This is a genomic window from Kitasatospora sp. NPDC041988, assembly GCF_055588525.1.
Genome location: NZ_JBVJCO010000072.1, coordinates 5,119 through 25,170, shown reverse-complemented (window position 1 = coordinate 25,170; position 20,052 = coordinate 5,119). Strand labels below are relative to the sequence as shown.

The 20,052-nt window shown below is 70.8% G+C and carries 20 protein-coding genes; 10 read left to right on the top strand and 10 right to left on the bottom strand.

Annotated elements, in window-relative coordinates:
* The coding region (locus ACZ6NC_RS40020; RefSeq protein ID WP_465738816.1) for an FAD-dependent oxidoreductase at positions 1-114 on the bottom strand (114 nt) is incomplete at its 3' end.
* Between the two features lie 233 nt (positions 115-347).
* Here ACZ6NC_RS40020 and ACZ6NC_RS40015 point away from each other — a divergent pair.
* Positions 348-683 carry an ArsR/SmtB family transcription factor gene (locus ACZ6NC_RS40015; RefSeq protein ID WP_465738812.1) on the top strand — a complete coding sequence of 112 codons (336 nt, stop codon included), beginning with the start codon at positions 348-350 and terminating at the stop codon, positions 681-683.
* A 209-nt stretch (positions 684-892) separates the two neighbouring features.
* On the opposite strand, the gene ACZ6NC_RS40010 is transcribed toward ACZ6NC_RS40015, so the two are convergent.
* Positions 893-1,573, bottom strand: coding sequence for a TetR/AcrR family transcriptional regulator (locus tag ACZ6NC_RS40010; RefSeq protein ID WP_465738811.1), 681 nt, complete (start codon positions 1,571-1,573; stop codon positions 893-895).
* A 70-nt stretch (positions 1,574-1,643) separates the two neighbouring features.
* On the opposite strand from ACZ6NC_RS40010, the gene ACZ6NC_RS40005 reads away from it, so the two are divergent.
* Positions 1,644-2,756 (top strand): FAD-dependent oxidoreductase, encoded by a 1,113-nt coding sequence (locus ACZ6NC_RS40005; protein WP_465738810.1) that lies wholly within the window; start codon positions 1,644-1,646, stop codon positions 2,754-2,756.
* Positions 2,757-3,032: 276 nt separating this feature from the next.
* Here the strand turns inward: ACZ6NC_RS40005 and ACZ6NC_RS40000 are convergent, their stop codons facing one another.
* Both ACZ6NC_RS40000 and ACZ6NC_RS39995 read right to left on the bottom strand, forming a co-directional pair.
* Entirely contained in the window at positions 3,033-3,695 is a 663-nt protein-coding gene (locus ACZ6NC_RS40000; protein ID WP_465738809.1) for a hypothetical protein, read from the bottom strand.
* 710 nt (positions 3,696-4,405) lie between these two features.
* Positions 4,406-4,657, bottom strand: coding sequence for a hypothetical protein (locus tag ACZ6NC_RS39995; protein WP_465738808.1), 252 nt, complete (start codon positions 4,655-4,657; stop codon positions 4,406-4,408).
* A 280-nt stretch (positions 4,658-4,937) separates the two neighbouring features.
* Here ACZ6NC_RS39995 and ACZ6NC_RS39990 point away from each other — a divergent pair, with 280 nt between their 5' ends.
* On the top strand, positions 4,938-5,726 hold the full coding sequence (locus tag ACZ6NC_RS39990) for a phosphotransferase (protein ID WP_465738815.1): 789 nt from the start codon (positions 4,938-4,940) through the stop codon (positions 5,724-5,726).
* Positions 5,727-6,065: 339 nt separating this feature from the next.
* On the opposite strand, the gene ACZ6NC_RS39985 is transcribed toward ACZ6NC_RS39990, so the two are convergent.
* The gene (locus ACZ6NC_RS39985; RefSeq protein ID WP_465738814.1) at positions 6,066-7,163 is read right to left on the bottom strand and encodes a MerR family transcriptional regulator; all 1,098 of its coding nucleotides are present in this window, start codon (positions 7,161-7,163) and stop codon (positions 6,066-6,068) included.
* Between the two features lie 234 nt (positions 7,164-7,397).
* On the opposite strand from ACZ6NC_RS39985, the gene ACZ6NC_RS39980 reads away from it, so the two are divergent.
* Positions 7,398-8,099: an ISAs1 family transposase gene (locus ACZ6NC_RS39980; RefSeq protein ID WP_465738807.1), complete on the top strand. Its 702-nt coding sequence runs from the start codon at positions 7,398-7,400 to the stop codon at positions 8,097-8,099.
* Between the two features lie 163 nt (positions 8,100-8,262).
* Here the strand turns inward: ACZ6NC_RS39980 and ACZ6NC_RS39975 are convergent, their stop codons facing one another.
* The 3 genes from ACZ6NC_RS39975 to ACZ6NC_RS39965 form a co-directional block, all read right to left on the bottom strand.
* Entirely contained in the window at positions 8,263-8,859 is a 597-nt protein-coding gene (locus ACZ6NC_RS39975) for an NADPH-dependent F420 reductase (RefSeq protein WP_465738806.1), read from the bottom strand.
* 49 nt (positions 8,860-8,908) lie between these two features.
* A complete protein-coding gene (locus ACZ6NC_RS39970; protein WP_465738805.1) occupies positions 8,909-9,742 on the bottom strand; it encodes an inositol monophosphatase family protein in 834 nt (277 codons plus the stop codon).
* A 608-nt stretch (positions 9,743-10,350) separates the two neighbouring features.
* Positions 10,351-11,271 carry a LysR family transcriptional regulator gene (locus ACZ6NC_RS39965; RefSeq protein ID WP_465738804.1) on the bottom strand — a complete coding sequence of 307 codons (921 nt, stop codon included), beginning with the start codon at positions 11,269-11,271 and terminating at the stop codon, positions 10,351-10,353.
* On the opposite strand from ACZ6NC_RS39965, the gene ACZ6NC_RS39960 reads away from it, so the two are divergent.
* The 3 genes from ACZ6NC_RS39960 to ACZ6NC_RS39950 all read left to right on the top strand — a co-directional run bounded on the left by ACZ6NC_RS39960 (position 11,266) and on the right by ACZ6NC_RS39950 (position 17,548).
* Positions 11,266-11,871 carry a hypothetical protein gene (locus ACZ6NC_RS39960; RefSeq protein ID WP_465738803.1) on the top strand — a complete coding sequence of 202 codons (606 nt, stop codon included), beginning with the start codon at positions 11,266-11,268 and terminating at the stop codon, positions 11,869-11,871. The genes ACZ6NC_RS39965 and ACZ6NC_RS39960 overlap by 6 nt on opposite strands.
* Positions 11,872-12,164: 293 nt before the next feature.
* Positions 12,165-14,810, top strand: a complete 2,646-nt coding sequence (locus ACZ6NC_RS39955) for an RICIN domain-containing protein (protein ID WP_465738802.1) — start codon at positions 12,165-12,167, stop codon at positions 14,808-14,810.
* Positions 14,811-15,130: 320 nt separating this feature from the next.
* Positions 15,131-17,548, top strand: coding sequence for a non-reducing end alpha-L-arabinofuranosidase family hydrolase (locus ACZ6NC_RS39950; RefSeq protein WP_465738801.1), 2,418 nt, complete (start codon positions 15,131-15,133; stop codon positions 17,546-17,548).
* Between the two features lie 425 nt (positions 17,549-17,973).
* Here ACZ6NC_RS39950 and ACZ6NC_RS39945 read toward each other — a convergent pair whose 3' ends face one another.
* Positions 17,974-18,390 (bottom strand): transposase, encoded by a 417-nt coding sequence (locus tag ACZ6NC_RS39945; protein ID WP_465738800.1) that lies wholly within the window; start codon positions 18,388-18,390, stop codon positions 17,974-17,976.
* The gene (locus ACZ6NC_RS39940) at positions 18,383-18,520 is read right to left on the bottom strand and encodes a hypothetical protein (protein ID WP_465738799.1); all 138 of its coding nucleotides are present in this window, start codon (positions 18,518-18,520) and stop codon (positions 18,383-18,385) included. Before ACZ6NC_RS39940 ends, ACZ6NC_RS39945 begins: the two co-directional genes overlap by 8 nt.
* A 404-nt stretch (positions 18,521-18,924) precedes the next feature.
* Here ACZ6NC_RS39940 and ACZ6NC_RS39935 point away from each other — a divergent pair, with 404 nt between their 5' ends.
* From ACZ6NC_RS39935 to ACZ6NC_RS39925, 3 genes are all read left to right on the top strand, one after another.
* Positions 18,925-19,110, top strand: coding sequence for a hypothetical protein (locus tag ACZ6NC_RS39935; protein WP_465738798.1), 186 nt, complete (start codon positions 18,925-18,927; stop codon positions 19,108-19,110).
* 94 nt (positions 19,111-19,204) lie between these two features.
* Positions 19,205-19,435 (top strand): hypothetical protein, encoded by a 231-nt coding sequence (locus tag ACZ6NC_RS39930; RefSeq protein WP_465738797.1) that lies wholly within the window; start codon positions 19,205-19,207, stop codon positions 19,433-19,435.
* A gap of 341 nt (positions 19,436-19,776) precedes the next feature.
* The gene (locus tag ACZ6NC_RS39925; protein WP_465738796.1) at positions 19,777-19,938 is read left to right on the top strand and encodes a hypothetical protein; all 162 of its coding nucleotides are present in this window, start codon (positions 19,777-19,779) and stop codon (positions 19,936-19,938) included.
* Positions 19,939-20,052 lie beyond the last annotated feature (114 nt).

Genomic DNA, 20,052 nt, shown 5'->3' with positions numbered 1-20,052 from the left:
GACGGCGCCCTCGAAGACCAGCGGCTTGAGGGAGGCACGGGCGGTGTAGAGCGCGGCCGTGTAGCCGGCCGGGCCGGAACCGATGATGATCACGTCACGGATGGGGGCGCTCAAGGCGATGCCTCCTGATAGGTCACGGCGACGGTTGGCTCCGCCCGGGGCCGCGGTGTCGGGCCCGACCGCCTGGCTGCTGCGGCCCGGACCACGCCGCGCCGTTGCGGGGCCGCGCGGCGGGGGTCCGACCGATCCCGAGAGAGTGGGGAGACCGGACCATCCGCAATATATCACGCTGACGTGATATCACGCATGAGTGGTATCAGCGCGACGTGATATGTGATGATCGAGGCATGCTGACACCAGGGACCGACAAGGCGACGCTGACGCAGGGCGACCTCATTCGAGTGCTGGGTGAGCCCCTTCGCCTGCGCATCGTGACGCTGCTCGCGCAGGCGGCCCTGTGCACCAACCACCTGATCGAGGAGACGGGTGCGCGGCAGACCGCGCTGTCCAACCATCTGCGGGTGCTGCGCGAGGCCGGCATCGTGGAGCCGGAGCCGCACGGCCGCTTCACGTACTACCGTCTGCGCCCCGAGGTGCCGCAGGCCCTGGAGGAGTTCTTCGGCGGTCTCGCCCGCGCGGCGGCGGAATCGCTGCCCGCGGACCGCAAACGGCCGTGCGAGTGACCGACGCCGAGCGCGTCCCCGCGCACGGCTCAGCCTCCGGCGCGATCGGAAGGCCCGGGCCCGGGCCCGCGCAGGCCGGCTGAGCGAGCCCGGCAGGCGCCGACGGCGAACCACCCGCTCAGCATTCGGCGGGCGAGGTTGCGTCGTCTCGACGGGTCGGCGCCGGCCTGGTGCTGTGGGCGGTACCGGCCCTGTCCTTCGGGCGCGCGTCAGGTGGAGATGCGGGCTTCGATGCCGTCGAGCAGGAAGTCGAGGCCGATCCGGAAGGTCTGGTCGGCGTCCAGGTGGGCGGCATCGCGCACCACCGTGGCCAGCGCGGGGAACCGGCCGGTGGCGAAGGTCCGCTCCAGATAGGGCCCGAGTGAGGCCTGCCAGCGCTTCTCGTCCATCCCGGTGGCCCGCTCGGCACGCCGCTCAGCGATCTCCCGGCGCACCGCGCCGATCACGTACGCGTCGACCGCGGTGACCACCGGCATGATGGCGTCCACGTCGACGCCGCCCAGCGCGGCCACCACGGCCTCTCCCCTGGCCAGCGCGTTCGGCCCGAGCTGTGGACGCCCACCGAGCAGATCGGCGAGCCATTCGTGCTCGTGAGCGGCCTGCCGGGTGGTTTCGGCAAGGGACCGCAGCACCTCCCGCCAGCCGTCTCCGACCGGCCGGATCTCGGCGTGGACCGCGTCGACCATCAGGTCGAGCAACTCCTCCTTGCCGGCGATGTAGCTGTACAGCCGCATCGGCCCGACACCCAACGCGGTGGCGACCTTGCGCAGCGACACCGCCTCCAGGCCGTCCGCGTCGGCCAGCCGGATCGCCGCTCGCACGATCCGCTCTCGGTTCAGCGGGGCCGGCACGGGTCGATTCGGCGGCTCCGGCCTCTCCCACACCAACATGCCGCTAACAATACATCGCATCAAGAGATACAGTGTATCGGTCAGTACGGCGTATCGGAGAGAGGCAACCATGACCATCGCCATCATCGGAGCCGGCCTCGGCGGCCTGGCCCTCGCCCGCGTGCTGCACGTGAACGGCATCGACGCCGTCGTGTACGAACGCGAACCGTCCCGCGGCGCGCGCGGTCAGGGCGGCATGCTCGACCTGCACTCCGAGACCGGGCAGCGGGCGCTGCGCGAGGCCGGCCTGATCGACCGGTTCCACGCGATTGCCCGTCGCGAAGGCCAGGACCTGCGACTTCTCGAGCCGGACGGCACCCTGCTGCTCCAGGAGGACACGCCCGACGACGCCCCACTCGAGCGACCTGAGGTCGACCGTGCCGATCTGCGCAACCTGCTGCTGGACTCTCTCCCCGAACACGCGGTGCGCTGGGGGCACGCGTTCGAACACGCCAACCGCGGCCTGCTGCACTTCACCGACGGCAGCAGCGCGACGTGTGACCTGCTGGTCGGCGCCGACGGTGCGGGCTCCCGGGTCCGCGCGCTTCTCACCGACGCCCGCCCGGTGCACACCGGCCAGAACGTCGTCGAGCTCGGCATCCCCGACATCGACCGCACCCACCCCGACCTCGCGGCGATGGTCGGACGAGGCAACTACTGGGTGCTCGGCGACGGGCAATCCCTGTCGGCGCAGCGCAACGGCGACGGCCGCGTACGCCTCTACCTGAGCTTCAGCACCGCCGAGGACTGGTTCGCCACCAGCGGGATCCCGTTCGACGACCCGGCCGCCGCCCGGGTGCGGCTGATCGATCTGTTCAGCGGCTGGGACTCACGGTTCACCGCACTGATCGCCGCCTGCGACGACGCCGTCCTGCCACGGTCGATCACCACTCTCCCGGTCGGCCTGACCTGGCCGTCGACACCGGGCGTCACGCTGCTCGGCGATGCCGCGCACCTGATGCCGCCGGTGGGGCAGGGCGCCAACATGGCGCTGCTCGACGGCGCGCTGCTCGGCCTCGCGCTGGCCGCGCACCCGGACGACTTTCCCGCCGCCGTCGAAGAATACGAACGCGAGATGTTCGAACGCACCAGCGCCGCCGGTCGGCAGTCCGCGCACGTCCAGGAGATCCTGACGTCGCCGGACGCCGCCAAGAAGATGCTGGCGTTCTTCCAGCCCAGCTGAACGCAGCCGGCAAACGACCGGGCAACCGACGCGTGAACGTGCATGCCTGCCTGTGCAGTGGCCGCGAGGCCGGCCGGCCTCGTTCCCTCCCACCCCCCAGCCACCACCCCGACCTACGATCCGAGGAACGGGAGCGGGGGGAGAGTCTCGGATCCTGATGACCCGCGAGGTCGGCCGCCGACGGCGAAGACGAGGGGGCTCGCGGCCGTTCCTCCCCGCGCAGCCGGGGGCCGACCGGACCACGGTGATCTCCGGCAAGCGGGGGCGGCCGGGCGGTCAGCGCCCCAGAGCGTTACGGACCGTCAGCCCGTGGTGGCGGCGTAGCCGGCGCATCTCCCACCAGGACAGGGCCGTGACGGTCACGGGGGCGCCCAGGATGAAGACCGCCCGGGCGCCCGCCGGAACCTGGGGGTAGGCGCCCGTGATCGCGTCCAGGAGCGCCATCTCCCACACCAGGACGCCGGCAAGGACCGGCGGCAGCGCCTCGTGGATGTCAGCGGTACGGAAAACGTGCACGAGCGACAGGCCGATGCCGTAGAGGGCAAAACCCATCGACCACACGCACAGCACCCCGATGGCGATCGTTCCCGGCAGCCCGACGGCTTCCCGGAGCCCCGCCGTCTCCGGCGCCATCGCGAGCGCCGCGGTGCCCATGGACGCCATGATGGCCACCACCGCACCGAGTGGGCGCAGGGCCCGTCGCAGGTAGACGCGCCGCAGCCCGCCCCGCGCGGCCGCCACGAACGCACCCACCACCACGGGGAAGGTGCAGACCAGCACCAGGACGCTGGACCAGCTCTGGTTGAGGCGTTCGTCCGCAACGGCCTTGACGTCGGCGGCACTGACGACGGAGTTGTAGGTGACCATCAGGCCCACCCAGGCGACCAGGCCCAGCACGGTGCGCCACAGTTGGAGCCTGCGGACCGCCGGATCGTCCACGACCGCGGGACGGGAAGGACGGAAGGTCCGCTGGGCGGCGTAGAACGGATTGCGGACCCCGCGCAGGATCTTCCGGCCGCGTGACGGCTCGACAGGTGGTGGCGAAGCCTGCGGAAAAGGCGGCGCGTACGGATACCCCTGCGGAGAAGCGGACGGAGCATACGGATAACCCTGCGGAGCGTACGGGTACCCCGCCGGCGGAGCGTACGCGGACCTGGGCGGCGGGACCGGGGAACCCTGGCCGGGCCACCCTGCCGGCGGCCGACTGCCCGCGCCACCCACCGGATCCCCGTACCCGCCCCCGCCGTAACCAGCCACGCCACGCACCCCCACTGTCCTGCCCCATCGACGCCACGCATCGTAGTGGCTCCAGGCCGACGACTCCCCGCTCGACGCCGTGCCGCCGATGCGCGGGCCTACAAGGCGGCGCTCGCCGGGGAAGAGCCCACCAGGACCCGCCGCCCGATCACCGGCACGGGCACCGGCGCGCCGCCTCTCAGCCCTCCGGCCACCCCGGACACCCCGGCCGCCCGGACACCCCGGCCACTTCTGGCGGCCGATGGCCACGCCCGCCCGAGCACCCGGCAGTGTTCCCGACCGGCCGCCCCGCGCCAACCCTGGCGGGACGCCGTCGGCCGGTGGAGGACGTCGGCGGCCCGCCTTGGCCATGAGTCCGTCCGTCCACTCACAGCCGAACCTCACCCGTGCTGTCACCAGCCGGGATAACGGTTCCACCAGTGCGGGTCACGGGCAGGTACGTAATCGCTGCCATCGGGCGAGTCGACGTGCTCCTGAAGCAGGTCGCGGGCCAAGGTGTCGAGCACCCAGGCGAGTTCGAGCCGACTCAGCAGCTCGACAGGCAACGCGTCGACGCCGTGCGCGGCTCCGAGCAGCGCACCGGCGGTGGCCGCCACCGACGTGCCGTCCGGCGCCCCGGACGCGAACTGCAGGGCTGCGGCCACGGTGTCGCGGCCGGGGAAGCGGGAGACGATGAAGAGGGCGCCGAGGAACGCCGAGGAGGCGGTCGCGTCCGGCGCCGTCCAGGCAAGCTGCCCGTGGTCGGGGACGCCGCCCTGGCCGCCCGGGTCCCGATCCCCGCCGGAAGGACCGCCCAGTGACGACCGACCCCCGGCACGGAGAGCTGGATACCCGTGAGGTGGCCGTCCGGGTGGCCGAGGAGCGAGGGCTCGAACTCCTCGGCCTCGCCGGGGAGGGCGTGGACTTCGCCGTCTACCGCGCCCGCTGCGCCGCCCGCGGCGAGGTCGCCCTGCGCATCCCCCGGCACCAGGTCTACTCCGCGCCCTATGGCCAGGTGGACGCCGGCGACCTGGTCCGCCAGGAGCACGAGATCACCGGGCTCCTCACCCGCCAGGGCCTTCCCGCCGCCACCGCGATCGAGCTGATCACCATGGCGGACGGTCTCGTCGTCTCCCTCGCGGGCTACGTGGAGCACGACGGGCTCCCCGTCTCCCCGAAGGAGGTCGGCGGCTTCCTGGCGGCCCTCCACCGGCTGGAGCCGCCGTCGATCGAACTCGCCTACCAGGAGCCCGGAGACTTCCCGTCCTTCCTCGCCAAGCGGCTGACGACCCGCCACGCGACCTGCGCGGCTTCGCCGCCGACCTGCCCGAGCTGCCCGACCCGGACGGGATACGCGCGCTGCTCGAAGCCGAGCCGGACGAACCGCGCCTGCTCCACCTGGACGTCCGCCGACAGAACCTGCTGGGCAGTGGGGGCCGGCTCACCGCCGTCGTCGACTGGTCCAACGCCCTGGTCGGCCCGGTCCTGATGGAGCTTGCCCGGGTCGCCGAGTACGCCAGGCTGGCGGACAACGGCATCGACGCGGACGGCATCCTGGCCGGCTACGCCGACTCCGCCGACCTGCCCGACCTGCACTCCAGGGCCGCCCTCCTGCACCGGCTCGACACCGCCGTGATGCTGGCCCTGGTCTTCCACTCGGTGGCCCCCGACCCGGCCCGCGCGGCCGACCTGATCGCCCGCTCGCGCCACCTGCTGGAGCTCCTCCGGGCCTGAGAAAGTGTCGGGTGATCGGGGATCACCCGTTCTTGAGGACGCCGGCGAGGCGACGGGCCGCTTCGGTCTCGATGGGACCGCATGTGGTTCGATCGCCTCGCCGGCGACCCGGGCGGCCATGAGGTCACCGCGGTTCCCCGGCCACTGGTCCGGGCGACACGGATGTCACCGGTTTCGAGGGCGACAGGCTCGTCGTCGTGCGGGCCGGCGGAGAGCGCCTGACGCCGGCCGGCGCCTGGTCCCCTCCCGTTCCGTCCTGTCCGCAGCGCCAGGCCCGCTCAGTGCCGCACTGATCGATGGGCCGTCAGGAGCACCAGGACACGGACGTTGCGACGCGGTTCAGGCTACGAGCAGGCGGAGGCCGAGATCTGCCGCGTCGCGGTCGGCGAGGTCGCGGTTGCGCTCGGCCCACCGACCGGAGTCGAGGTCGTCGCTGAGACTGCGTACCGCCCGCTGCTCGGCCTCCGGCCCGACCCTCGTCCACACCGACATCGCACGGCGCACGTGGTCCTCCAGATACGCCCCCGGCCGGCGCCAGTACGCCTCGAACAGGCCGTCAGCGCAGTCCCACGGGATGGGCACCGGCTCAGCGCGGGCGCCGATCGCGTCGGCCATCCCGGCAAGCGAGGGAAATTCCGTGAGGACGGCGGCGAACTCGGGCAGGTAGTCGCGGGTGAGCCAGAACCGGTCCTGCCATCCGGGCTCGTCGGTGTCGAACGTGAGCACCACCACGCGGCGGGCCACGCGCCGCATCTCGCGCAGCCCCGCTACCGGGTCCCCCCAGTGGTGAACGGTGGAGACGGCCATCGCGACGTCGAAGGAATGGTCCTCGAACGGCAGGCTCTCCGCGGCGGCGGCCACGCACGGCGCCGACCCGGCAGGCCGCTGCCCCCGCATGACCGCCGACGGCTCCACCGCGGTCACCTCGCGATCAGCAGGCTCGTAGGAGCCGGTGCCGGCCCCGACGTTCAGCACCGTCTGCGCGTCCCCGAGCGCGTCCCAGATCTGCGCGGCGATCCGCGGCTCGGTACGCCTCGTCGCGGTGTAGGCACCGCCGATCTCGTCGTACAGCCGTGCACCGAGCATCTCCAACTGCTCCTCCGGTGTCACCTTGAGTCCCTTCGCCCGTGCCTCGAGTTCCCTGTCGATGGCCGCCACCATGGCGTCGGCGCGATCACGCCGCTCCAGCAGCAGACCGCGCAGTCGACGCAGGTGCGCGACCGCGTCGGCGGACGGGTCGCCGACCAGCTCCGCGACCTCCCGCAGGCCGAAGCCCAACCGCCGATAGGCCAGCACCTCCCGCAGCCGCTCCACGTCGCCCGCCGAATACGCCCGGTACCCGGCCACCGTCCGCGCCGACGGCCGAACGAGCCCGAGCCCGTCATAGTGATGCAGCGTGCGAACGCTCACACCGGCCAGCTCGGCCACGCGTCCCACGGTCCAGTGATCTTCCACGGCACCGACTATGCAGCCTGACGCCACGTGAGGGTCAACACCCTCACTCACGGCAGCAAAGATCCCGGACCCGAAGGAGCGGGCCGGGGCGACTCCTGCAAGCCGGAGCGACGGTCCGGCCCGCAGAAGACGGAAGAGTGATGTCGCCGAGTTTTGAGAGCACCCAGGTGCTTGCCTCGGGACCATGGTTGTGCTCTGCACGACGAGGGGTCCCTGGTGCTGCCGAAGTCCAAGGTCGATCTGTACGCGGCGATCCGCCATGATGCCCGCTTGGGCCTGTCCAGCCGCGCGTTGCAGCGGAAGTACGGGGTCGGCTTTCTGACGGTGAAGAAGGCCCTTGAGTCGGCATGGCCGGAGCCGCGCAAGAAGCTGCCGCCCCGTCAGACCCGGCTGGACCCGTTCAAGCCGCTGATCGACCAGATGCTGCGGGCCGACCTGGCCCAAGAGCCCCGGCTGCTGGAGATTCCGCTGCTGGACAAGACCCGGGCCACGCAACATGGCCGTGACGAGATCCGCCGGGTCAAGACCTGCACGGTCACCCGCGGCCTCGGCTTCCCCCACGCCGCCCAGGCCGTGCAGATCGTGCGCCGCCGCCAGACGATCACCACCGGGAAGGTCACCCTGGAACGCGTCTACGCTGTCACCGACCTGGCTGCGGAGCAGGCCGATGCTCCCGAGATCGCGCGCCACGTCCGCGAGCACTGGGGAATCGAGAACAAGATCCACCACGTACGCGACACCACCTTCGCCGAGGACGCCTCACGTGTGCGGACCGGCACAGCACCCCGGGCCATGGCAGCCCTGCGCAACCTGGCCATCGGCGCCCTCCGCCCCACCAACTGCGACAACATCGCCGCCGGCCTGCGCAAACACAGCCGAGACGCCACCCGACCACTGGCCACCCTCGGCATCACATGATCAAACCGGACGGACTGCCAGAACGACGCCGCCCTGCCAGAGACCCCGATGCTCCCGCCGGGCATCGTGGAGATCAGCCGATCGATCTCGCTTGCGGCAGGGCCGGTGAGAAACGAATCCTGCCGCCTCTTGTGGTCGTCCCCGGCAGAATTGGGTCGGGCTTTCAGCGGGTGATCGAGATGGCGAAGGGTGCGAACCCGCTGGATCGGATCACGTGGGGGACGAACAGGATCGCGGCCTCCGTGGCGCGGGCGGTCTCGATCCCTCCGAGGTCCGTGATCCACTCCTGCTGCCAGCCGAGCTCGGCGAGAAGCCCGCCTATGACCTGCTTGGCCTGCGGGTCCTCGCCGGACAGGAAGACCGTCGGCGTCTGGGAGAGCGCGGCGGGTGCGGTCATCACCGGGAAGAGCATGGTGTTGAGTGTCTTGACGACGCGCGTGTCGGGGAGCGCTACCTGGAGCTGCTCGGCCAGGCTCGAGCCGGGGTAGATCAGGTCGCCGGGCAGCCCGTCGGGGCCGTCGAGGGTGGCGTTGGAGACGTCGACGAGGATCTTGCCCTGCAGTTCCTGGCGCAGCGCGGTGAGCCGTTCCAGCGCGCCGGCACCCGGGGTGGCGTTGATGACGATCTGGGCGGTCCGGGCGGCGTCGGCGGCGGCGCCCGGCGCGCGGTCCACTGCGGTCACCTCGTGTCCGGCCCGGGTGAGGGCGGTGGCGAGGTTGCCGCCGACGTGGCCGTTTCCGAGAACTGCGATCGTGGTCATGCTGATGTGGTCCTTCCGGTGCTTGCGGTGCTCGTGGTGTTTGTGGGGGTCAGCGGGAGAGCGTGGTGACGGCTTCGGCGTGGACGCCGGGTGCGGCGGCCAGCAAGCTTTCGCTTCGCGGGGTCCAGGGGCGGCCCTGGGCGTCGGAGATCTGTCCGCCGGCCTCGGTGACGAGGAGCGCTCCGGGGAGCAGGTCGGCGCGGGCGCCGGCGTACTGCCAGAAGGCGTCGATCCGGCCGGCGGCCACGTTCACCAGATGCAGGGTGGCGGGCACGGAGGTGCGCACGACGAGTGCGTCGAGGAGCATCGCGGTGATGGAGGAGCCGATGCGCCGCACGATCTTCTCGTCCTCGTCGGGGCGGGCCTGGCTGGTGGCCACGATGCTCAGGCCGAGGTCGGTGGTGTGCGAGACGTGCAGCGGGCGGCCGTCGAGGTGGGCGCCGCCGCCGGTGAGTGCGGTGTAGGTCTGGCCGGTCAACGGCAGGTGGACCGCGGTGAGTACCGGCTGATTGTCGCGCACGAGGGTGGCGGTCACCGCCCAGTCCGGCAGGGCGTGCAGGTGGTTGACGTTACCTTCGGCCGGGTCCACGACCCACCACTCGCCGGCTGGCAAGGCCCCGCCCGCGAGCTCGTCCTCCACGAAGCGGGAGTCGGGGCGCAGGGCGGTGAGGGCGGGGCGCAGGATGTCGAGGGCGGCGTCGTCGTTGGCGGCGAGCGCCTGCATCAGCTCTTCGCGGGTCTGATAACGGACCACGTCTCCGAACCGCTCCCGCAGCACCGAACCCGCCGCGCGCACGGCGTCAGCGGTCTGGGCGAGCAGGTCGGCGTCGGACGCGGCGCCAGCGGTTGCAGCGATGTCGGTGGTCTGAAGCGACTCGGACATGGTGGTGCTCCCATTCGAGTAAGGGGTCGTCAGGCGGACCAGGCGAAACCGTCTTTTGCTCCCGCCCGCATCTCGAAGGTAGAAGAGCCGATCATTAACCTCAAGTGCATGTAAAGCATGGCTGAGATGAGTCTCATGCAATTGAATGGAGGGGGCTCCTCGCTGTCGCAGACGGCCTGGGACGGCAGAGCGCCATCCGCGATGCGATCCGCCAACTTCGACACCGACGGCTTCGACTCGTCCTACCGAAGTACAAGGGCGGGCGGCCAGGACGTTCACGCCGCCCGAGCGCCGCGAGATCACGAAGATCGCCACCGGCGTATGCATCTCGCCCACCACCAGCCGCTTGGCATGCCGGCCCACGAGATCTGCAACATCCGTGATCGTCGGCCCTGGCCGACGTCCCCTGCGCCTTCCGGGAACTCGCCTTCTGGTGAGCACGCGCGGCCTGGGTTTCGCGCGGACGGCGGGCCGGCGCGCATGCAGGGGAACCGGCACCTGGTCTACCTTCCCGCTGCTGCCACCGACGACGGGACAAAGCCGAGCGGCTTTACAGTCGCGATCCTCGCAATGGTCCCCAGGCCCATCGCGGTTGTGTTGACGGAACGCTACTGGTCAAAGGTGTGGGGGGTGGCGAACAGGTCCTGGAGGGTCTGTGTCGCTGTGTTGAGCAGCCAGGTGTGAGCGGGGTCGTCGTCGTAACGCTGGTGCCAGAGCAGATAGAGAGGTACGGGCGGCAGGTCGAATGGCAGCGGCAGCGTGGTCAGGCCCAGCTGGTCACGGGCGGAGCGGGTGACCGCGTCGGGGAGGGTGACCACGACTTCGGCGTCACGGGCGAGCTGCAGCGCGGTGTCCGTCGCGGGGGCGGAGACGATGACACGGCGCTCGTGGCCGAGGGCGGCGAGGACCTCGTCGACCCGGTCGCGCAGGCTTCCATGCCGGGAGACGGCCACGTGATCGGCCGCCGCGTACCGCTCGACGGTCACCGGCCCTTCGGTGAGCGGATGACCCGCCCGGACAGCGAGGATGATCCTGTCCTGGCCGATGAGGCGGTGACGGATGGCGGGCTGAGACGGCGGGCTGGCACTTGAGGCCACATCGACCTCCCCGCGACGCAGCTCAGGGGTGTCGTGGCCGGGCTCGACCGTGAGACGCATCCTCACCCCCGGGGCCTGGCGGCGCACCGCGGCGACGAGGGCCGTCCCGCAGGCAGTGGTCAGGGCGTCGTGCAAGCGGACGGTAAACACCCGCTCCAGGCCCGCCAGGTCGAGGTCGGTATGGGCGGACAGCAACTGGTGAGCTTGCTGTACCAGAGCGTGGACCTCGGTGCGCATGGCCAGGGCACGGGGGGTGGGCGTCATGTGGCGTCCGGTGCGAACCAGGATCTGGTCGCCGGTGGCCTTGCGGATCCGGCCCAGCGAGCGGCTCATCGCCGGTGCGGTGACGTGAAGCCGGGCTGCGGCCCCGGCCACGCTGCCTTCTTCCAGCAGCGCGTCCAGAGCGGTGAGCAGATTCAGATCCAGTTGCATGACGGGAACTATACAAGTGAAACCCATGCACCTATTGCTAACGATGAGGGCTTCTGCCTTCGAGATGAGAGGCCGGGGTCGGCGCGCCATCTTGAGCGCTGGCGCAGCCGTCCGTACCCGCTGCTCCCCTCCAACCAGCGGAACTACCCCGGCAGGCCTGTCGGCGGCAGCTCCTCGACGGCCGATGACCGGCTGGTCGACCTGGTCGTCTGGCTTGCCTGCAACCGGCGGCCGGGCGCCGACCGTGCCTACCTCGCTTTGCGGGCCTTCGGCGCCGGGTTGCCTGTGCCGGAGGAAGCCGTCCGCGACGCCTTCGTCCGCGCGGCACAGGAGGTGGCGGACGAGTTGCGCCGCGGGTTCGGGCTCCTGCCCGAGGATGGGGACCTCGAGGAGTGGGTGTACGACGGCGCCGACATGCTGGCCGGCAGCCGAGAACGCCGCCCAACCGCGGTGGAACGGCGCATCCGAGCGATCGACCAGCAGGTCCAGGCCCGCGACATCCTCTACTCGGATTCCGCGGTGGCTCCGGGTTCCGCGGTGGCTCCGGGTTCCGCGGTGGCCCCGGGCGGCGCCGCCGAGTCCGATCCTGACGGCGAGTAGACGGCCGGCCCCGAGGGGAACGACCACCGGCGCCCGGCCGGGCTCACCCGCGAAGTCCCTTGCGGACGAGGTCGGTGAGCCGCTCGACGACGTCCGCATCCGATGTGACCACTCAGCCGTGTTCTTAAGCCGCTTGTGAGGACGCCGGCCCTCACCACGAGGTGCCCTGAAAAAGTTTCCGGCTCACGGCAACCTTTTGCGGAGCCTGCGACCACAAGGAAGTAGATCCGGCCAGTACCGGTGTCCGGATCCACCTTCCTCTCATGCACGGTTCGCAAGGAGAACGTCTACCCATGAGCAACCCCCCAAACGGCGGGCGCCGCGGGCGTCACCGCCGTCGCTTGAACGCCACCGCTCTGCTGGCCGGTGTGCCCCTCGCCGTCGGGTCGTACTTCGTGTTCGTGCACGAGGACTCCCAGGCCGCGACGGTCGACGGCGATGCCTACTACAGGCTGGTCTCCGTACGCAGCGGCCAGGTGTTGGACGTCAACGGCTTCTCCACCGCCGACGGCACCCGGATCCAGCAGTGGACCGACCAGAACACCGCCAACCAGCAGTGGCGACTGAGGCCCACCGGGGACGGCTACTACGAGCTGGTGAACCGCAACAGCGGCAAGGTGCTGGGCGTAGCGGGCGGCTCGACCGCCCGGGCGGCTGCCGCCGAGCAGCAGACGGACAGCTCCTCCGCCTCCCAGCAGTGGCGGATCGACGGTGTGAGCGGTTCCGAGGCCGTCACCTTCACCTCCCGCAAGAGCGGTCAGGTCCTGGACGTCTCCGGATACTCCAACGACCGTGGCGCGCAGATCATCCAGTGGCCCGGCCAGGGCAGCAGCAACCAGCAGTGGAAGCTGGTGAAGATGGGCGGGAGCCTGGCGCCCGGGTCCGGCGGCGGGCAGACCGGGTCCGGATCGTACGCATGGAAGAACGCCCAGGTGGTGGGCGGCGGTTACGTCACCGGGCTGGTGTTCAATCCGAAGGAGAAGGGCCTGCTGTACGCCCGCACCGACATGGGCGGCGCCTACCGCTGGGACACCGGGGCCGAGCAGTGGCTCCCGCTGACCGACTGGGTCGGCGAGAAGGACTGGAACCTGCTGGGCATCGACTCGCTGGCCACCGACCCCGTCGACCCCGACCGGCTCTACCTCGCTGCGGGCACCTACACCAACGACTGGGCCGGCAACGGCACGATCCTGCGCTCCACCGACCGCGGCCGCACTTTCCAGCGCACCGACCTGCCGTTCAAGCTGGGCGGCAACGAGGACGGCCGCGGGGCGGGCGAACGGCTGGTGATCGACCCCTCGAACCACGACACCCTGCTGCTGGGCTCCCGTAAGAACGGCCTGTGGCGCAGCACCGACCGCGGTGTGACCTGGGGCCAGGTCTCCTCGTTCCCCGTCAAGGACGGGGCGAGCAGCGGTGGGGGCATCTCCTTCGTGACGTACGGCCCGGCCGGCAGCCGGACGGTGTACGTCGGCGTCGGCGACAAGTCCACGTCCCTGTACCGCTCCACCGACGGCGGCAACTCCTGGCAGGCCGTCTCCGGGCAGCCCACCGGCCAGCTGCCGCAGCACGGCGTGATCTCCGGTGACGGCTCGCTGTACCTGACGTACACCAACGCCCTCGGGCCCAACGGCGTGACGGCGGGTTCGGTGTGGAAGTACACGCCGGCCGGCGGGGCGTGGAAGGACGTCTCCCCGTCCAAGGGCGGCTACGGCTTCTCCGGTCTGGCCGTCGACCCGCAGCACCCGTCCACGGTGATGGTCACCACCCTCGACCGCTGGTACCCCGAGGACGAGCTCTACCGGACCACCGACGGCGGTACCACCTGGAATGCCCAGGCCGCGAAGTCGGTGCGGGACGCCTCCGGTGCTCCTTTCGTCGGTACCGGCATCGGGCACTGGATGACCGCGCTGGCCATCGACCCCTTCGACTCCGGGCACGTGCTGTACGGCACCGGCAACGGCATCTGGCGCAGCAAGGACGCCACCGCCACCGACAGCGGCGGCACCAGCCACTGGACCCCGGGGGCCCGCGGGCTGGAGGAGACCGCGCTCGCGGACGCGATCGCCCCGCCCGGCGGCGCCACCCTCATCACCTCCATGGGCGACCAGGGCGGTTTCCGGTACGACGACCTGACCAAGGTGCCCGCCGGGCGGCTGAAGAACCCCCTGATGAGCACCAGCACCGACATCGACTTCGCCCAGTCCAACCCCTCGATGATGGTCCGGGTCGGCCGGGGCGGCGAACAGGACGGCGCCTACTCCACCGACGGCGGCCTCAACTGGATCGGCTTCAAGGCAAAGCCGGTGGGCAGCGCCCAGGCGGGCCACGTCGCGCTCGCGGCGGACGGCTCCACCATCGTCTGGACCGGGGCGGGCCAGGTCCCGTACCGCTCGACCGACAAGGGGACGAGCTGGTCGAAGGTCGGCGGCCTGAGCGCCGACGCGGTGGTCGTCGCCGACCGCTCCTCCGCCAACACCTTCTACTCGCTGTCCGGCGGCACGCTGTTCGCCAGCACCGACGGCGGCGCGACCTTCACCGCCCGCGCCACCAACCTGCCCTCCGGCCGGCTCACCGCCGCCCCGGGCATTGGCGGGGACCTGTGGATCTCCGGCGGCGGCAAGGGGCTGCTGCACTCCACCGACGGCGGCCGCACCTTCACCGCGCTCACCACGGTGCAGTCCGCCTCCGCGCTCGGCTTCGGCAAGGCCGCGCCTGGTGCCTCCTACCAGGCCCTGTACCTGATCGGCACCGTCAAGGACGTCACCGGAGTCTTCCGCTCGACCGACATGGGCGCCACCTGGCTCCGCATCAACGACGACGCCCACCAGTGGGGCGCCATCGGCAGCACCGGCATCATCACCGGCGACCCCGACACCTACGGTCGCGTCTACATCGGCACCAACGGACGCGGTCTCCAGTACGGCGACCCTTCCTGACCCCACCACCCGTGCGGGGCCGCAGGCTCAACCGCCTGCGGCCCCGCCGTATCTGACGGAACATCAAGGACGACACCTACCGCGCCGCCGCCGGGACCGCCGCGGGCGCCCTCGCGGTCCGGGGCGGCTTCGCCCCGACGGGATGAGGGCCGCGCCGATCTCCGGCTCGACAAAAAAAGTCCTCCCGATCACGGCAACCTTTGTGTGCGTGGCGGCAACTGGCAGGTAACCGTGGCCAAGATCAAGGCCCACTACGCCAGAGGGACAAGCTGTTGCCAGATCAGAACCGCTCTCATCGCCGCCGGCCGACAACCCGCCGCATGATCGCCGCCGCCGTGGTGCTCGCCGCCGTAGGTGCAGCCGTACCGCTGGTCGCCCAGGCCGCGTTCACGTCGAACGCCGGCACGCCGACCGTGCTCGCCGACGCAGCGGCCGTCAGCGGCCGCTACTTCGGTACGGCAGTAGCCGCGGGCAGGCTCGGGGACTCGACGTACTCCACCATTCTCGACCGGGAATTCAAGATGGTCACCCCGGAGAACGAGATGAAGTGGGACGCCATCGAGCCCTCCCGCGGGTCGTTCAACTTCGGCCCCGCCGACTCGATCGTCAACCACGCCTCCGCGCACGGCCAGAAGATGCGCGGCCACACCCTGGTCTGGCACTCCCAACTGCCCGACTGGGTCAAGTCCATCAACGACGCCAACACCCTGCGCGGTGTGATGAACAACCACATCACCCAGGAGATGACCCACTACAAGGGCAAGATCTACGCCTGGGACGTGGTCAACGAGGCGTTCGCCGACGGCGGCAGCGGTCAGCACCGCGACTCCGTGTTCCAGAAGGTGCTGGGCAACGGCTTCATCGAGGAGGCCTTCCGCACCGCCCGCAACGTCGACCCCTCGGCCAAGCTCTGCTACAACGACTACAACATCGAGAACTGGTCCGACGCCAAGACCCAGGGCGTCTTCAACATGGTCAAGGACTTCAAGTCCCGCGGCGTGCCCATCGACTGCGTCGGCTTCCAGAGCCACTTCGGCGCCGGCGGCCCCCCGGCCAGCTTCCAGACCACCCTGTCCGGCTTCGCCGCGCTCGGCGTGGACGTCCAGATCACCGAGCTCGACATCGCCCAGGCGTCCGCCACCGCCTACACCAACACCGTCCAGGACTGCCTCGCCGTCGCCCGCTGCACCGGCATCACCGTGTGGGGCATCCGCGACAGCGACTCCTGGCGCACCGGCGAGAACGCGCTGCTGTTCGACAACAACGGCAACAAGAAGCCCGCCTACAACGCCGTCCTCACCCCCCTGGCCGGCGCCGGCGGCGGCGGCACCCCGGGCGGCGGCATCAACTCCGGCACCGTCTACACGCTCTCCGGCGTGGGCGCCGCCGGACGTGTCCTCGACGAGCCCGCCGGACAGAACGGCAACGGCACCCCGCTCCAGGTGTGGGACGCCAGCGGCGCCACCAACCAGCAGTGGCGGGCCACCAAGAACGGCGACAGCTCCTACACCCTCACCAACGTCGCCAGCGGCCGGGTCCTGGACGAGCCCGGCAACCAGACCGGCAACGGCACGAAGATGCAGGTCTGGGACTCCAACGGCGGCGCCAACCAGCACTGGAAGGCCGCCCGGAACAAGGACGGCTCCTACACCCTCACCAACGTCGCCAGCGGCCGAGCCCTGGAGACCCCCGGCAACCAGACCGCCAACGGCACCACCGTCCAGATCTGGGACTCCTGGGGCGCTGCCAACCAGCACTGGAACTTCAGGTCGTCCGGGTCGTCCACCCCGACGACGCCCGCGCCGACGGGCGGCGCGTGCACCCTTCCGTCGACCTACCGATGGAGCTCGACCGGTGCGCTGGCGCAGCCGGCGAACGGGTGGGCCGCGCTGAAGGACTTCACCACCACGACGTACAACGGCAAGCACCTGGTCTACGCGACGTACTCCGACGGAAACTGGGGCTCGATGGGCTTCAGCCCCTTCACGAACTGGTCGGACATGGCGACGGCCACCCAGACCAAGATGAACCAGGGCGCGGTGGCACCCCAGCTGTTCTACTTCGCGCCCAAGAACATCTGGGTACTGGCCTCACTGGGGTGGGGCACCAACTGGACCTTCACCTACCGCACGTCCAGCGACCCCACCAACCCCAACGGCTGGTCCGCGCCGCAGAACCTGTTCACCGCCCGCTTCCCCGCCGGCGAGGGCGGCGTCCCGATCGACCCGACCCTGATCGCCGACGGCCAGAACATGTACCTGTTCTTCGCCGGTGACAACGGCAAGATCTACCGGGCGAGCATGCCGATCGGAAACTTCCCGAGCAGCTTCGGCTCGTCGTACACGACGGTCATGAGCGACACGGAGAAGAACCTGTTCGAGGCGCCGCAGGTCTACAAGGTCCAGGACCAGAACCAGTACCTGATGATCGTCGAGGCCCGGGGCGCGAACGAGCAGCGCTACTTCCGCTCGTTCACCGCCACCAGCCTCAACGGCTCCTGGACCCCGCAGGCCGCCACCGAGAGCAACCCCTTCGCGGGCAAGGCCAACAGTGGCGCCACCTGGACCAACGACATCAGCCACGGCGACCTGGTCCGCAACAACCCCGACCAGACCATGACCATCGACCCCTGCAACCTGCAGTTGCTCTACCAGGGCAGGTCCCCCAGCGCGCCGGGGGACACCACCCCCTACGAGAAGCTGCCGTACCGGCCGGGCGTCCTCACCCTGCAGCGCTGACCCGCCCGATCCACGGTGATCGCGACGTGGTGCGGTCCGCCGACTCGTAGACGAGCGGTCTACGGCGTGGGCAACTCCACCTGCTGACCGGCACTCACCGCCTGGAGGAACCCCAGCCGTGCGTCGGCTGGGGTTCCCCTCTTTCGTGGACCTTCATCGCGGCGTCGGCGGCGCGCCCGGCGGCGCGTCGGGCCGTCATCCTGCCCAGGATGCTCATGACGGTTCCTCGGGTGGGGAGTTGGCTGGCTCAGGAGATGGCGGAGGGCCTCGGCGGCTTGTGCTGCGAGAGCCAGCGCGGGTCGGTCTCCCACTCGACGCCGCCACCGAAGGGGCGGAGAAAGACCATGCCGTTGTGGAAGGCCATGAACGCGCCCCAGCGGCCGCTGCGGCAGGGCGGCGTCGTTCTGGCAGTCCGTCCGGTTTGATCATGTGATGCCGAGGGTGGCCAGTGGTCGGGTGGCGTCTCGGCTGTGTTTGCGCAGGCCGGCGGCGATGTTGTCGCAGTTGGTGGGGCGGAGGGCGCCGATGGCCAGGTTGCGCAGGGCTGCCATGGCCCGGGGTGCTGTGCCGGTCCGCACACGTGAGGCGTCCTCGGCGAAGGTGGTGTCGCGTACGTGGTGGATCTTGTTCTCGATTCCCCAGTGCTCGCGGACGTGGCGCGCGATCTCAGGAGCATCGGCCTGCTCCGCAGCCAGGTCGGTGACAGCGTAGACGCGTTCCAGGGTGACCTTCCCGGTGGTGATCGTCTGGCCGGCGGCGCACGATCTGCACGGCCTGGGCGGCGTGGGGGAAGCCGAGGCCGCGGGTGACCGTGCAGGTCTTGACCCGGCGGATCTAGTCACGGCCATGCTGCGTGGCCCGGGTCTTGTCCAGCAGCGGAATCTCCCGCCAGGGCAACTGCCTGAGTTGCTGGTGCAGCAGTGGCTGGTTCCCCTTGATCACAGCGATGTAGTGGGCCTTCTTCTCTTCCACCAGGAAGCGGGCGTGGCCGGTCTGGGAGTGCAGGGCGTCGAAGGCCGAGATGCAGCAAGCCGCACGCTCCCGCCGCCGACATCTCGACGCTCCGTAGCCGCCCGAACTCCTGACAGGCCAGGACGGGGCAGGCGGCCGGGGCCCCGGGGGACGAGGGGGGCGTTCCGCGGGACCCCGGCCGGTGGGAGGCCAGCCACGACCGGGGTTGGCGCGGCTGCTCTGCCCGGCGGCCCAGGGGTGCTGTGGTGGGGCCGCCGTGGCGGGAATGCTAGACCCGCACCGTCGGTGGTGGCCAGGGCTTTGACCTGCAAGATTTCGGCCGCGAACATGCCACTCAGAGGATCGCGGGCGGCTGCGCGCCAAACCGGTGGCGCCGTGTGCGGCCACAGGACGAGACTGCGCGGATGGATGTGCTCCCGCCGCTTCCCGGCCCGCTGCCCTGGCCGGTGCCCGACCCACGCGCCCACAACTTCGTGGCCCACTACTCGGACATGCACGATCTGGTCGCCGACCTGGTCGTGCCCGAGCACGCACCCGCCTACGTGGTGAGCGTGCTGGAGACGTCGCGCGAGCTGATCCGGCACTCCTAACTACCGGTACGAGTTCAGCACCGTCGCCGTCACGTACTCGCTGTTCGCGCTGGAGCGCGCCCTCGCCGAGCATCTGGGCGCCAAGAAGAAGACGGTGCAGCAGCTCATCGAGCGGGCCGCGGCCACCGGCGTCATCACGGCCGACCTCGCCGACCGGCTCGGCGCCGGCCGGGAGCTGCGCAACAAGCTCGCCCACGGCGAGCTGACCGGCTCCGCCCTGCCCCCGAAATGGGCCGTGAACATGGTGCGCGCCGCCTTCGACTCCGCCGAGCTGCTGTACCCGACGCCCGCCGGTCCGACGTTCGGTGCCGGAGCGAGTGGGTGATGCTCCCAGCCGGTGCTACAGGTGCGGGCCCATCAGCAGCACGGGGAGCACCGCGCCGACTTGGCCGTCCGGGTCGGGGTGGACCGGCGGTGCCGGCCGGGCCTCAAGTCCGGCAGATCCGTCCGACGAGGGATGGCTACAGCGCGGGACGGAGCGGGTCTTCCGAGGGAAGTTTTCGCAGGTGAGCGGTGTATCAGGGTGCCGCTACACCGCTATGGCACGGAAGTCTGGAGGTGCGTCAGGAAGGCCGGCACCTCGTCGGCCGGGCGCGGCGTGCCCGGTGCTCCACAGCCCCGGGTACGGCTTCGAGTGAGGGGCTTCTGCCATGAAGAGCACTGTCCGTGCGTACCGCGCTGGTCTTCCTGCTGGCGGTGCTGGCGGCGGGGGCGGCCGGCGGTCTGACGTACTGCACCGGCGCGTCCCTGCCGCAGGCGTTCCTCGCGGGCGGAGCGGCGTTCGCGGTGGCGTTCCCGTTCTTCGACGCGATGGTCTCCAGTTCCTGAGCGCCCGGGGGGGGGGGGGGGGGGGGGGGGGGGGGGCGGAGGGGGGGGGGGGGGGGGGGGGGGGGGGGGGGGGGGGGTGTTTGGGGTGCTCTTTGGGGGGGTTTTTGGGAGGGG

Coding starts and splice junctions, on each gene's coding strand:
- ACZ6NC_RS39935 (WP_465738798.1), top strand. CDS start 18,925: ATGGATGTGCTCCCGCCGCTTCCCGGCCCGCTGCCCTGGCCGGTGCCC.
- ACZ6NC_RS39975 (WP_465738806.1), bottom strand. CDS start 8,859: ATGACCACGATCGCAGTTCTCGGAAACGGCCACGTCGGCGGCAACCTC.
- ACZ6NC_RS39970 (WP_465738805.1), bottom strand. CDS start 9,742: ATGTCCGAGTCGCTTCAGACCACCGACATCGCTGCAACCGCTGGCGCC.
- ACZ6NC_RS39965 (WP_465738804.1), bottom strand. CDS start 11,271: ATGCAACTGGATCTGAATCTGCTCACCGCTCTGGACGCGCTGCTGGAA.
- ACZ6NC_RS39950 (WP_465738801.1), top strand. CDS start 15,131: ATGATCGCCGCCGCCGTGGTGCTCGCCGCCGTAGGTGCAGCCGTACCG.
- ACZ6NC_RS40015 (WP_465738812.1), top strand. CDS start 348: ATGCTGACACCAGGGACCGACAAGGCGACGCTGACGCAGGGCGACCTC.
- ACZ6NC_RS39955 (WP_465738802.1), top strand. CDS start 12,165: ATGAGCAACCCCCCAAACGGCGGGCGCCGCGGGCGTCACCGCCGTCGC.
- ACZ6NC_RS40005 (WP_465738810.1), top strand. CDS start 1,644: ATGACCATCGCCATCATCGGAGCCGGCCTCGGCGGCCTGGCCCTCGCC.
- ACZ6NC_RS40010 (WP_465738811.1), bottom strand. CDS start 1,573: ATGTTGGTGTGGGAGAGGCCGGAGCCGCCGAATCGACCCGTGCCGGCC.